The organism is Curtobacterium sp. MCPF17_047, from assembly GCF_003234045.1.
Lineage (GTDB): Bacteria > Actinomycetota > Actinomycetes > Actinomycetales > Microbacteriaceae > Curtobacterium.
The window spans coordinates 97,413-109,021 of sequence record NZ_QKSF01000001.1; the positions used below are offsets into that span (position 1 = coordinate 97,413).

Sequence of the window (11,609 nt, forward strand, 5' to 3'; positions counted from 1 at the left end):
GACGGGCCGCACAGGGGGCTGGCCGCACAGGGTGGGCGCTGCGGGGTGGAGCCCGCCCCACCCCGGTGCTAGGTTGACGACACGTCGTGTCATCAACCGGAGGTCGTCATGGAAACACAGCGCATGGAGGGCAAGACCGTCCTCGTCTCGGGCGGCTCGTCCGGTGTGGGGCTCGCCGTCGCGAAGGGGCTCGCCCGCCTGGGTGCCCGCACCGTGCTGCTCTCGCGAGACGGCGACCGCGGACGCAACGCGGTGCGGGCCGTGCAGCAGGCAGCGCCGGGCGCCGACGTCGACTCGCGCGTCGTCGACCTCACGTCCCCCGCCTCGGTGGCTCGCCTGGTGGACGACCTCCGTGACACTGCCGGCACGCTCGACGTGCTCGTGAACGCCACGGGAGCAGTCGGTGAGCGCGGTGACCTGCGGCCCGGGATCCCCCGGAGCTTCGCGACCAACTACCTGACCCACCACCTCCTGACGCGGGCCGCGTTGCCACTGCTCCGCGGCGCTCCGGCCGCACGCGTCCTCACGGTCGGTGTGGCGCCGGCACTCGTCCGGCGTCTCGAGGAGTTCGCGGTGGACGGCGTGGACGCGAACGCCTCCGGGGTACGGGTCCTGACGCAGGCGGTCGCGTGGAAGCTGCTCCTGTCACGGCACCTCGCGGAGACCGAGACCGGCATCAGCGCCGCGGTCTTCCACCCCGGTCTGATCAAGTCCGACCTGCTCGGTCGACAGGCGCTGCCGTTGCGGCTCGTCGGCAGCGTCGCGAACCGGTTCGCCGGCTCCACCTGCCCGGTCGCGGACCACCTCGCGTCACGGACCGCAGACCTCGGGCCGGCCGGAGGGATGGTCGACGACCGCGGACGGACGGTCGCCCTGCCGCCGACGATCAGCACCGCGAACGCCGAGCGTTCGTGGGCAGCGAGCGAGGCCCTGGTCGATCAGCTGGTCTGACCCGGACCGTTCAGAGGATGAACAGGGCGGTGACCAGCGACAGCAGGAGCAGGCACGACGTCAGGACGGTCGCGACGATGGTCGTCACGCGTGACCGGTCCGGCCCACGGGTCCGGTGCCACGCGACGACCGTGCACACCACGGCGATCACTGCCAACGGGATGACGACGAAGACGTCGCCGATCCGGGTGATCTCCCGGAACAGTCTCCCGTGTCCTGCCTCACCCTGACTCGCGGCGTAGACGAGCCCGCTGCCCAACAGCGCGGCCACCCCCAGCACGGCACCGATCAGCGCTGCCGCGAACCCGGTCGCTCCGACGACGAGGCCGGCCACCGCCCAGGCTGACCCGCGACGGCGCATCGGTCCTGTCGGCGGTCGACCCCACACCGGTACCGGACTCCCGCTCCCCCACTCCTGCATGACGCAACCCTGCCACGCTCCGGGCAGCACGCCGAGGGGCGACGGACGGGAGGCGCGTCACCGGTGAGCTCGTCGGCCCACCGGCACCGCGCCTCCCGTCCGTCGGCTGCGGACGCAGCGTCCGCAGCGTCAGCTCCGGATGAACGCGAGGATGTCGGGGTTGATGACGTCCGCGTGCGTGGTCAGCATGCCGTGCGGGTACCCCTCGTAGATCTTCAGCGTCGCGTCGCTGAGGAGCTCGGCCTGCTTCAGGGCCGCGTCCTCGTACGGGACGACCTGGTCGTCGTCGCCCTGCAGGACCAGGACCGGCACGGTGATCGCCCGCAGGTCCTCGGTCTGGTCGGTCTCCGAGAACGCCTTGATGCCCTCGAGGTGGGCGAGCGCGCTGCCCGTCATGCCCTGGCGCCACCAGTTGGCGATGACGGGCTCAGACGGCGTCACGCCGTCACGGTTGAAGCCGTAGAACGGGCCGGAGGCCACCGCCTGGAAGAACTCGGCACGGTTCGCGGCGAGCGCCGCACGGAACCCGTCGAACACCGAGATGTCGGTGCCCTCCGGATTCGACTCCGTCTTGAGCATCAGCGGCGGCACGGCGGAGACGAGGACCGCCTTCGCGACCCGCCCCTGCGGCTGGCCGTACCGGGCGACGTACCGAGCGACCTGGCCGCCACCGGTGGAGTGGCCGATGTGGATCGCGTCGTGCAGGTCGAGGTGCTCGACGACGGCGGACACGTCGCTGGCGTAGTGGTCCATGTCGTGGCCGGTGCCGATCTGCGACGAGCGGCCGTGACCCCGCCGGTCGCTCGCGACCACGCGGTACCCCTCGGCCAGGAAGTAGAGCATCTGCGCGTCCCAGTCGTCCGAGGACAGCGGCCAGCCGTGGTGGAACACGATCGGCTGCGCGCCGGGGTCCCCCCAGTCCTTGAAGGAGATCTCTGCTCCGTCGTCGGTGGTGATGTACCCCATGTGCGTTGCCCTCCTGTGGTCGTTCGTCGGATACTCGCAGATCGACGGCCTCCCGGACAGGAGTTCACACACTCGTCACCAGCACGGAACCAGGACGACGCGTGCGACGACCGACCCGGTGTCCGTCCGCGGTGGTGACGCCACGTCAGCTCCTGGAGCCGTCGTCCCACTCGATCGTCAGGGAACTGCCGGACACACCCGGAGGGGGCGTGCCCGATCCCGTCGCCGCACCGTCCGCCACGGTGACCGCGCTCGCCTGCCCGCCGTACGGAGGATGCGGGACGTCCTCCCAGTCCACGGTCACCCGCTCGCCCGGAACGAGGGAGGCGAAGTCACGCCCCACGACCGCGCTGAAGTGCGCCCAGACGTCGCGCACGGCCGGGAGGCCCGGACCACCTCCGACGACCGGGTCCAGGTCGACGACTCCCCACCCCTCGTCGGCACTCCAGCTGCGCACCGTCCCGGCGGTCGTCGTGGTCATCGGGCCATCATGCGCGCCGCAGACGGCGGGGTCCAGGAGGCCTCCGCCGGTCGTTCAGACGAGCGCGACCGCACCCCACCCGGCGCGCATCCGGGCGACGGCCCGGTCCCATCCGGAGAGCAGGTCGTTGTCGTCCCGCATCAGCGACTGCACCTGCAACCCCTCGTAGAGCGCGACCAGCTGCTCCGCCGCGTGCCGGGGCGACGTCCCGTGCGGCTCGCGACCGGCGACGACGTCCCGCACGAGGGCGAGGGTGATGTCCTCGAACTCGTGGACGTACTGGTTGCGGAACCACCCGGCGGCGGGGTGTGTCGGCGCCGAGGCTGCGCTGAGCGTGGCGATCCGGATGCGCACGAGCCCGGGATCGGCCAGGCCGGACTCCAGGCGGGCGCGGAGGTACGCGGCAGCGCCGTGCTGCTCGGCGATTGGCCACAGGGCCGCCCGGTCGCCGTTGTTCCAGCGGTTCATCACGGCGACGACGAGCAGCTCCCACACCGGGTAGGCAGCCGTGACGTCATCGGCGGTGAGGTCGGCGAGCGCGGCGACCTCGGCGGGCCCGACGGCGTGGAAGTCCGAGCGCCGGAAGGCCTCGATCGCGGCCTGGACGATGCGGGGACGGAGATCGGCATCGGGCGCGGGCATGAGGACGATCATCCGGTCCGGACGGCGGTCGCGCGACCGCCAGTTCGAGGGGCGCGGACGGATCGCGCTCAGCCGCGGTCGAACGTCAGCGTCTCGTCGTCGGCTGCGGTGACCCTGCCGGAGCGCGCGAACTCCGCCCAGATCGCGCGGTGCCCCGGCCCGCGGCGCTCGACGGCCGCCCAGTCCTGTTCCGGAACGAACCGGCTGCCGGCCCATGCCGCCCGGTCGCCGAGCAGCAGTGGCACGTCGCTCATGTGCACTGCCCCGGTCGGCCGGACGGTCACCCCGCGGTGCAGCCGGTAGACCACGGCCCGACCGCCCGCGGCGCGGTGTCGGGCAGCGAAGGCCCGGGCGTCCCGGCCGTAGATGACCTCGCTGAGCGGGCGGACGAGCCACCAGCGGAGCAGGGCTCGTCCGACCCGGGTGCGGGCGATGGCCGGCAGCCCGGGGATCATCGGGACGTAGAGAGCGGCCTCGTCGGTCGCGGACCCGATGAGCACCTCGACGTGCGGGGCCGCCCGACGCCAGGCGTCCGGCAGATCGCGTTCGGCGGGCAGCGGCGCGTGCCCGTACTGCGTGCCGAACGGCATCCCGCCGCGCAGCCCGTACGGCAGCGCCACCCTCTCGGCCGCCGCCTGCAGCGTGAGCACGTCCGGCAACGCGGTGTCCGGTGCGACGGTGCCGACCGCGCGGAGCATGGCCCGGTTCATCCGGGCCCGACGGCGCGAGAGCCCGAGCGGTGCGCTCTGCACGATGGCCCGCTGGAACAGCCCGGTCGTGCCCTCGGCCACCATGAGGTGTGCGATCGCGTCACCGCCGGCCGACTGCCCGAACAGGGTGATGCGGTCCGGGTCCCCGCCGAACCCCGCGATGTTCGCGTGCACCCACCGCAGCGCCTCGACCAGGTCGAGCAGTCCGAGGTTCGCCGGGACACGTACCCCGTCGCCGAGGAACCCGAGCACGCCGAGCCGGTAGGTGACGGCCACGACGACGACCCGCTGCTCCTCGGCGAGCGCCCGGGGGTCGTGGATCGGGATGTCCCCGCCGCCGACGACGTACGACCCGCCGTGGATCCACACCATCACGGGCAGCTGTTCGTCCTCGCCGAGGTCCGCGGGCACGGTCACCGAGAGGGCCTGGCAGTCCTCGGAGACCTCGGCCTCGATCGGGTGGATGAGCTCCTCGAGGACGGGCGTCGCTGGCTGCGGCGGCACCGGCGCGGGGGTGTCGGCGACGAAGTCCGACGTGAACGGCGGGACCGGCTGCGGTCGCCCGAACCGCTCGGCGCGGGCGTAGGGGATGCCGAGCGCGCGGACCACCCCGCCGTCGCGGTGGCCGACGATCCGGCCGACGGGGGTGGTGAAGGTGCGGGTCGGCGCGGCGGTCATCAGGCAACCGTACGACGGTCCGCCCGACGCGGATCACGTCATCGGGAAACGAAAACCACACAGCGGGTGGTTTCTGCGGTAGCGTCGGATCGTCTCGCCGTGGAGCAGTGTCTCCGTCGGCCGCACACCACGTCAGGATCGAAGGAGCCTCTGCAATGCCCACCACCTCTGTGCAGCTGTACTCACTGCGCGACGCGATCGCCGAAGACCTCGACCAGGCCATCGCCCGGGTCCGGGAGATCGGCTACGAGAACGTCGAGCCCTACGCGTTCGTCGAACGTGCCGCCGACCTCGAGCGCGCCTTCGCCGCCACCGGCCTGAAAGCCCCGTCCGGCCACGTCGCCGTGATCGACGCCGACGACACCGCCCCGATCTGGGACGCGGCGGAGCGCCTCGGCATCCACACCGTCATCGACCCGTTCATCCCGACCGACCGCTGGCAGACCGCCGACGACGTGAAGAAGATCGCCGAGCGCGTCAACGTGCTCACCGCCGAGGCCACCGCCCGCGGCCTGGCGTTCGGCTACCACAACCACCAGTGGGAGTTCACGAACAAGGTCGGCGGCCGCACCGTCTACGACCTGTTCGTCGAGCAGCTCGCGCCGGAGACCGTCCTCGAGGTCGACACCTTCTGGGCGACCGTCGGTGGCGCCGACGCCGCCGCCGTGCTCCGCGGCCTCGGCGAGCGCGTCGTCGCGATCCACGTCAAGGACGGCAAGGTCGACGGCGACATCCGCACCGCGCTGCCCTCGTCCGAGAGCGCGCTCATCGTGCCGGAGGCGCTCCAGCGCGCGTTCGAGAACCAGACCCCGGCCGGCCAGGGCGACGTCGACGTCGCGGGCATCCTCGCCGCAGCGCCGCAGGCCATCCGCGTCGTCGAGTTCGACGCGTACAAGGGCGACGTCTTCGAGGGCATCACCGAGTCCCTCACCTGGCTCCAGGACAACGACAAGTGAGCCGCTTCGGCATCGGCATCATCGGCGCGGGGAACATCTCGACGCAGTACCTCGAGAACCTGACGCAGTTCGCCGACGTCGAGGTCCGCTTCGTCGCCGACGTGCTGCTCGACCGGGCCGCCGCGCAGGCGGAACGGTACGGCGTCGCCGGTTCCGGCAGCGTCGACGAGCTGCTGGCTCGTGACGACGTCCAGATCGTGATCAACCTGACGATCCCGGCCGTGCACGCCGAGGTCGACCAGCAGATCATCGACGCCGGCAAGCACGTGTGGAGCGAGAAGCCGATCGCCACCGACCACGACTCGGCCGCGGCCGTGCTCGCGTCGGCGCAGGCGAAGGGCCTCCGGGTCGCGACCGCTCCGGACACCGTGCTCGGCGCGGGCATCCAGACGGCGCTGCGGGCAATCGCCCGCGGGGACATCGGCGAGCCGCTGACCGCGACAACCCTGTTCCACGTGCCCGGACCCGAGGCGTGGCACCCGAACCCGGACTTCCTGTTCGCCACCGGTGCCGGTCCCCTGTTCGACATGGGCCCGTACTACGTCACCACGCTCGTGCACGCCTTCGGAACCGCCAGCCGTGTGCAGGCCGTCTCGTCGAAGTCGCTCGACCGTCGCACCATCGCGTCAGGTGACCGTGCCGGGGAGACCTTCCCGGTCGAGGTCCCGACGCACCACGCCGCGCTCATCGAGTTCGCCGGCGGGCAGTCCGCCCAGTCGACGTTCTCGTTCCAGCACGCGCTGCCACGCCAGGGCTTCGTGGAGATCAACGGCACGCTCGGCACGATCTCGCTGCCGGACCCGAACACGTTCGAGGGTGAGTCGACCCTCTGGCGCTTCGGCCAGGACGAGGCCGAGACCCTGCCCGCCGTCGGCTCCACCTGGGGCCGTGGTACCGGGGTCGTGGAGCTCGCGCGAGCCATCGCCGAGGACCGACCGGAGCGCGCCTCCGGTGCCCTGGCCCTGCACGTCCTGGACGTGCTGCTCGGCATCCGCGACGCGGCCGAATCGGGTTCCGCCGTCGAGATCGCGTCGTCCGTCGACGCGGTCCCGCCGCTCCCGGAGGACTTCGACCCGGCCGCCGCCGTCCTGACTGCCGGCGAGTAGCCCGACAGCTCCACCACCGGAACGGCCGGCCCTCGGCGAGGGCCGGCCGTTCCGTGTTCCCCGGCGAGGGAGCAGGATGACGGCATGGGCAACGCGTTCTCAACTGGTTGGCGCATCGCCCGTTCGCGCCGGTCGGAGTTCCTCGACCTGGCGCGCCTCCGACGCCGGACCGTCGTGACCGGCACGGTAGCCGTCGTCTCGGGCACGGTCATGGTCATCGCCGACCTGCTCTGGGGCACCCTCGACGGGGCGTGGCCCCTGCGCCTCCTGGCCATCGTCTGTTTCGCGGCCGCACTCGGCTGCTTCGTCGGGGTGTTCCTCCGGGTCCACCGTCGGGATCTCGACCTCCGGGGCACCGGCACCGGAGCGGGCGACTGGCGCCGCGGCGAGCGCATCGACCGGCAGTTCGCCGCGCGTCCCCCGGCGATGCTCCCGGAGGACCGCGACGAGGTCCTCGCTCGGGCCGAGCGCTCCCTCGGACCCTCCGTAGCCCTCGCGGCGCGGTTCGTCCTGCTGCCGATCACCTGGGCACTCGTCTGGGCGGGAGCGCTGCTCTCCGGCCTCGGCACGCTCGACTCCCCGCTCGTGTTGTTCTGGCCGCCGATGCTCATGCTGCTGCAGTCGGCCACCTTCATCGCGGCGGTGACGGGCATCGGGCGGTCCGACGCCGCACGCCGCCGCGCCCTCGCGCTCGAGCCGGCCCCGGTCGTCGCGGCACCGCCGCGTCGGAACGTCGACCCACGCGGTTCGAAGGTCGGTCTCCCCGGTGACTGACCCCGCGCTCCACGGACCTCTGTGTGGAGCCTGTCGACAGGGCCTGTGAGGCGGGGCAAGATCGGGCGGGGTGTCGGGCTCGGCGCTCGTCTCGTGATGCAGGGGGATCGATGACGATCGAGATGTTGTGGGAGCAGGACGATCCGACCGACGTGCTCCGGAACCGTTTCGGCTTCGCGGACGCCGAGGCGGTGGGCGATTGGGTCAGGTCGACGGTCGAGCATCACTGGGGTGTTCGTGTCGGGCCACCGGAGCGGATGGTGATGAGCGACAGCAACGCCCTCGCATGGGTTCGTGGAGGGGACGAACGCCTCCTGGTGAAGTGGTCGGTCGCTCCCGACCGGTTCGAGCGACTCGCGTTCGCCGCCGACCTCACTGCTTGGCTCGGAGCACAGGGACTGCCCGTGTCGACGCCGGTACCGACCCTCGCGGGTGAGGTTCAGGTGACGGACGACGGCATCTCGCTGGGTCTACAACGCGTCATCGACGGAGCACACCTCGATGTCGAGGACACCGATCAGGTCCGTGCAGCGGGGGCGACGCTCGCTCGACTACACGACGCGCTGCGCTCGTGTCCCTTGCACGACGCGCGCCCCGGGGTGCTGTCCGCGCCGGCACCGCTCACAGAGCAGATCGCGGGCTGGGTCGCTACCGAGCCGTCAGCGCTGTCTCCGAAGGCCCGCGACGTACTCTGGCGGGTGCTCGAACGAGCGCCTGCGGATCTCCCGCCTCTCCAGATCGTGCACGGCGACTACCGCGCCGCCAACATCTTGTGCGTCGGCACCGCGGTCGTCGGCGTCCTCGATTTCGAGGAGCTCCGACTCGACCATCGAATCGTCGAGCTCGCTCGCTCCGCGGTCATGCTCGGCACGCTCTTCCGGGACTGGGGACCTGTTCCCGTGTCCGTTCGGCAGCAGTTCCTGGACGGCTACCAGACGGTCCGAGCCCTCACGGACGAGGAACTGCACTGGTGGCCGGTACTCGTGCTCTGGTATTCGCTGGCACTCGTGCCTCCCGGCGACGACCCCACGGGGTGGGGTCGAGCGGCAGTCGAGCAATTCGAGACCGCCGACGGCTCGTCGGCCGGCAGTTACCGATCAACGGTGCCGGTGGTCTTCCCGCCTCGCCACCAGCGAAAATGCGACCACGAAGATGACACTCGAGATCCGCGCCGCGGCTCCTGCTGATGCTCTACAGATCGCGCGGGTGCACAAACGATCACGCGAGGCCTACTACGGGGATGCCCTCGACCCGGTCGATGCGGCTCGTGATCGGTACCCGATGTGGCTCGACACGTTGACCAGGGCTGACACCTGGTGCGCCGTCGCGGTGCTGCATGAGGACCTCGTGGGTTTCATCGCGGGCCACCTCCCGGAGCGGGACGATCTGCCTGCCGAACTGTCAAGTCTCTACGTCGACCCTGATCGGTTCGGTTCAGGGGTCGGTAGTGCGCTGTACCAGCGCTTCGTCGACGTCGTTTCATCGGGTACCGCTGAACTCGAGGTCTGGGACGGGAACGACCGGGCAAAGCGCTTCTACGAGCACCGAGGCTGGCAACCGACCGAACAGATCAGAGCAGGCGTCACCGGGAAGCCATTCGTCACCTGGACGCTCGACCTTCGCCCCTGCGAGCCAGACGTCCGTAGCCGATCGTCTACAGGATGTCGTCAGCGGGCGTACCGCAAAAAGCTCCACGAGAGGCGAGGAGCGTCCTCACCTCCTGCGAAGAACTAGTCACCACGTGGCGGGTAGCACTCCGCTGTCGGACCCGACCCGGGACTCGCTGCACTGCGCTGCGTGGCTTGCATCATCCGACGGGCATGCCGAGCCGGTCGTTCCCCAACCTGGCTCGGAGCGTGTTGAGCAGAGCACCGACGATCTTCACTTGGTCGTCGTCGAGAGACGGGGCGACGAGTTCGGCGAGCCGGCGACGGAACGTCACCTCTGCCGCAGCGACGATTGCGGCACCTGTGTCAGTCAAGGAGACGAGCACCGATCGCCCATCTGTGGGATTCGGTCGGCGATCGACCCAGCCGCGCGCGGCGAGTCGATCCACCCCCTTGCTGATCGCCCCGACTCCGGCAGCGAAGTTCGTGGCGACGTCTGCGATCCGCGACGCAGGGTGGTCCCGGAAGTAGCAGAGGAACTCGTACTGCGTAGCCACGATGCCGTGCTCGCGACGCAGGGTGTCACTCACTGCGTTGTAGAGACGCGTCTCGGCTCGAACCAGGTCGTCGAAGAGCTGCACGAGATCATCGCTTGCCGTTCCGGTTGCCACGGCATACAGTCTACCGTTGCATGCCGCGGCAACCAAATCGCCCGGCGGGAGGAGCACCATGAGCCGAGAACAACGACAGGCACTCAACGACATGCTTCGGGCAGCGCCGCAGGCCAGCGGGCCGGTGCCAGTCGAGCAGATGCGACAGGGGTTCGCGCGCTTCATGAGCCAGTTCCCCGTCCCCGAGGGCGTCACGCGAACGCCGATCGAACTCGGCGGTCGAGGCGCTGTCCGCGTCGAACCGAGCGCTGACGCGCGTCCCGGCATCATCTTGTACTTGCACGGTGGATCGTTCTCGCTTGGTTCCCCCGAGACCGCGATGGCGTTGACCGCGCACCTCGTGGAACGCACAGGCGTGCCAGCGGTCTCGGTCGACTACCGGCTCGCTCCGGAGCACCCGTTCCCGGCAGCCATCAACGACTGCCTTTCCGCCTACCGCGACCTGCTCGATCACGACGTCGACCCAGCGAGCATCGTGTTCGCGGGCGATTCCGCAGGAGGGGGCCTCGCGGTGACGACGACCCTCGCCGCCCGGGATGCCGGGCTCCCCGTCCCTGCAGGGATCGTCGCGTTCTCGCCCGGGCTGGACCACACGCGTACCGGTGCGTCGATGACGTCGAAGGAGGGCATCGACCCGCTCTTCACCCGCGCCGGGATGGAGCACACGGGCACCCTCTACCTCGACGGTCAAGACCCGGAGCAGCCGCTGCTCGCTCCAGCGGTGCACGCCGACCTCAGGGGGTTCCCGCCGATGCTGCTGCAAGTCGGGACCAACGAGCTCCTCCTCGACGACGCCGTCCGACTCGCCGACCTGGCACGCGCCGCCGAGACGGACGTCATCCTCGACGTCGTTGCCGGCGTGCCCCACGTGTTCCCCGCGTTCGTCGGGCTGATCGACGAAGCCGACGAAGCAATAGCCCGGGCAGCCCTGTTCATCGGACAGCGCCTTCGGATCAGTTGACGAGGCCACGTCCGGGGACCGACGGGCCGACGAGACTGCTCCAGCGCCCGAACCGACGAGGACCAACCACACTGGTCACGTGCGTTTCGACACCGTCCTGACCCAGGCTGACGTCCCGACGCTCCGTACCGAGGTTGCTGCGCTCCGGCTCCCAGGGCGTCGACTGGCGCGAGGCGTGAGCATGCAACGCGACGGGCGCGAACGCCCGTGGCAGTTCCAAGCGGTCGTTGACGAGCGTGATGAGAGTTGGACGTTCGACCGGGAGGGGCACACCCACCGCGACCGCTACGAGGAGGGCGTCCTCCAGACCGTTGACGGGCCGTCGGAAGTCAGCTTCGCTCGCAGCGGCACGGTTGCCTCTCCCGTTCGCCTGCTCACTCCTGAGCTGCTCCTCCTCTGGGGATCACCTGCGAGCTACTCACCGATGCTCGTCCAGCGGATCAACGAGCACTGGCTGCTGTTCACGTTCGAGCACGAGCTCGACCCCGCGCAACGCACGACGCTGGTCATCGACGAGCGCGACGGAGTCGCACACCGCTCGTACGGAGTGGATCAGATCACGGTGATCACCGAGCTCCGCTTCATGGAAGACGACGAGCCGATGCCTCCACGTCCGCGCTTCCCTCGACTGCAGGAGTGGCCCCGGCTCGAGTACTGAACCCACGCGCGAAGCTGCGCCCGGATG

At 70.6% G+C, this 11,609-nt stretch carries 14 protein-coding genes; 8 read left to right on the plus strand and 6 right to left on the minus strand.

Annotation, left to right across the window (positions count from 1 at the left end; genetic code table 11):
- The first annotated feature begins 108 nt into the window (after positions 1-108).
- A complete protein-coding gene (locus tag DEJ33_RS00520) occupies positions 109-951 on the plus strand; it encodes an SDR family NAD(P)-dependent oxidoreductase (protein ID WP_111076978.1) in 843 nt (280 codons plus the stop codon).
- Positions 952-961: 10 nt separating this feature from the next.
- Here the strand turns inward: DEJ33_RS00520 and DEJ33_RS00525 are convergent, their stop codons facing one another.
- The 5 genes from DEJ33_RS00525 to DEJ33_RS00545 form a co-directional block, all read right to left on the minus strand.
- The gene (locus DEJ33_RS00525) at positions 962-1,285 is read right to left on the minus strand and encodes a hypothetical protein (protein ID WP_111076979.1); all 324 of its coding nucleotides are present in this window, start codon (positions 1,283-1,285) and stop codon (positions 962-964) included.
- 216 nt (positions 1,286-1,501) lie between these two features.
- Positions 1,502-2,338, minus strand: coding sequence for an alpha/beta fold hydrolase (locus DEJ33_RS00530; RefSeq protein WP_111076980.1), 837 nt, complete (start codon positions 2,336-2,338; stop codon positions 1,502-1,504).
- A gap of 145 nt (positions 2,339-2,483) precedes the next feature.
- Complete coding sequence (locus DEJ33_RS17040; protein WP_181436492.1) at positions 2,484-2,819, minus strand: cold shock domain-containing protein; 336 nt, start codon at positions 2,817-2,819, stop codon at positions 2,484-2,486.
- 54 nt (positions 2,820-2,873) lie between these two features.
- Positions 2,874-3,461: a TetR/AcrR family transcriptional regulator gene (locus DEJ33_RS00540; protein ID WP_146242494.1), complete on the minus strand. Its 588-nt coding sequence runs from the start codon at positions 3,459-3,461 to the stop codon at positions 2,874-2,876.
- A 68-nt stretch (positions 3,462-3,529) separates the two neighbouring features.
- Positions 3,530-4,849: a carboxylesterase family protein gene (locus DEJ33_RS00545; RefSeq protein WP_111076982.1), complete on the minus strand. Its 1,320-nt coding sequence runs from the start codon at positions 4,847-4,849 to the stop codon at positions 3,530-3,532.
- A 155-nt stretch (positions 4,850-5,004) separates the two neighbouring features.
- On the opposite strand from DEJ33_RS00545, the gene DEJ33_RS00550 reads away from it, so the two are divergent.
- The 5 genes from DEJ33_RS00550 to DEJ33_RS00570 all read left to right on the plus strand — a co-directional run bounded on the left by DEJ33_RS00550 (position 5,005) and on the right by DEJ33_RS00570 (position 9,419).
- Positions 5,005-5,805: a sugar phosphate isomerase/epimerase gene (locus tag DEJ33_RS00550; protein ID WP_181432751.1), complete on the plus strand. Its 801-nt coding sequence runs from the start codon at positions 5,005-5,007 to the stop codon at positions 5,803-5,805.
- Entirely contained in the window at positions 5,802-6,911 is a 1,110-nt protein-coding gene (locus DEJ33_RS00555) for a Gfo/Idh/MocA family protein (protein ID WP_111076983.1), read from the plus strand. The genes DEJ33_RS00550 and DEJ33_RS00555 overlap by 4 nt, the downstream gene beginning before the upstream one ends.
- 84 nt (positions 6,912-6,995) lie before the next feature.
- Positions 6,996-7,685 (plus strand): hypothetical protein, encoded by a 690-nt coding sequence (locus tag DEJ33_RS00560; protein WP_111076984.1) that lies wholly within the window; start codon positions 6,996-6,998, stop codon positions 7,683-7,685.
- 110 nt (positions 7,686-7,795) lie between these two features.
- Positions 7,796-8,872 carry a phosphotransferase gene (locus DEJ33_RS00565; protein WP_111194082.1) on the plus strand — a complete coding sequence of 359 codons (1,077 nt, stop codon included), beginning with the start codon at positions 7,796-7,798 and terminating at the stop codon, positions 8,870-8,872.
- The gene (locus DEJ33_RS00570; protein WP_111076986.1) at positions 8,838-9,419 is read left to right on the plus strand and encodes a GNAT family N-acetyltransferase; all 582 of its coding nucleotides are present in this window, start codon (positions 8,838-8,840) and stop codon (positions 9,417-9,419) included. Before DEJ33_RS00565 ends, DEJ33_RS00570 begins: the two co-directional genes overlap by 35 nt.
- A gap of 73 nt (positions 9,420-9,492) precedes the next feature.
- Here DEJ33_RS00570 and DEJ33_RS00575 read toward each other — a convergent pair whose 3' ends face one another.
- Positions 9,493-9,963 (minus strand): MarR family winged helix-turn-helix transcriptional regulator, encoded by a 471-nt coding sequence (locus DEJ33_RS00575; RefSeq protein ID WP_111076987.1) that lies wholly within the window; start codon positions 9,961-9,963, stop codon positions 9,493-9,495.
- A gap of 58 nt (positions 9,964-10,021) precedes the next feature.
- Here DEJ33_RS00575 and DEJ33_RS00580 point away from each other — a divergent pair, with 58 nt between their 5' ends.
- A complete protein-coding gene (locus DEJ33_RS00580; protein WP_111076988.1) occupies positions 10,022-10,924 on the plus strand; it encodes an alpha/beta hydrolase in 903 nt (300 codons plus the stop codon).
- A gap of 181 nt (positions 10,925-11,105) precedes the next feature.
- Entirely contained in the window at positions 11,106-11,582 is a 477-nt protein-coding gene (locus tag DEJ33_RS17410; RefSeq protein ID WP_146242495.1) for a hypothetical protein, read from the plus strand.
- The last annotated feature ends 27 nt before the right edge of the window (positions 11,583-11,609 follow it).